Raw genomic sequence first — 723 nt, forward strand, 5'->3', positions numbered from 1 at the left:
CTAATGGTTTAGGAATCGTAAAGAATATTTCCTTTTACAATAAAGATTTTTTAAATTCTCATCCTGAAATCATTGTTGATAAAAAATCAGATTCACCAGATGAAGATAAATCCCTTCATGATGCCAAAGCTGTCATCCCTGTTCTAAAAGACTACTTTGAAAAACATCCTAGTATTAAACCAAATATTTTCATTGGTGATGCTGCCTTTGATTCCACTAATATTTATAAAGATTTACTTACTGATTTAAAATTTGATAAAGCATATATTCCTTTAAATCGTCGTTCCTCTTTAAAACATCCAGACTATATCTTAAATGAATTTGGAATACCTTGTTGTCCACATGATCCAACTCTTCCAATGAGACCAGAAGGTAATACTTCTCATTTAAGATGTGGCATTAAAACATTCAAGTTTGTATGCCCTAAAATGAAGTGGACCAAATGTGATGATGGCAAATATCGAAGACGTCATTCTTGTGATAATCCTTGTACTTCATCACCTTGTGGAAGGATGATCTACATTTATCCCGAAAAGGATCTTCGTGCTTATCCAGGTACTCTTCGTGATACAGAAGAATGGGATAAAGTTTATAAAATCCGTTCAGTAGTAGAGCAGTCCATAAATCATTTTAAAGAAAGTTTCTATATTGCTGGACGTAAAACCCAAAATGAGAAAACCATTCATGCCGATTTACTACTAGCAGGCATCACACAATTAATTA

Annotated in this window: 1 pseudogene; it reads left to right on the forward strand. The window is 32.9% G+C overall.

From position 1 onward, the window contains the following. A pseudogene (locus tag K8M07_RS12535) lies at positions 1 to 702 on the forward strand (transposase); the annotation flags it as partial. Positions 703 to 723 lie beyond the last annotated feature (21 nt).

This window comes from Schnuerera sp. xch1 (genome assembly GCF_019931165.1).
Taxonomy (GTDB): domain Bacteria; phylum Bacillota; class Clostridia; order Tissierellales; family Tepidimicrobiaceae; genus JAIOUP01.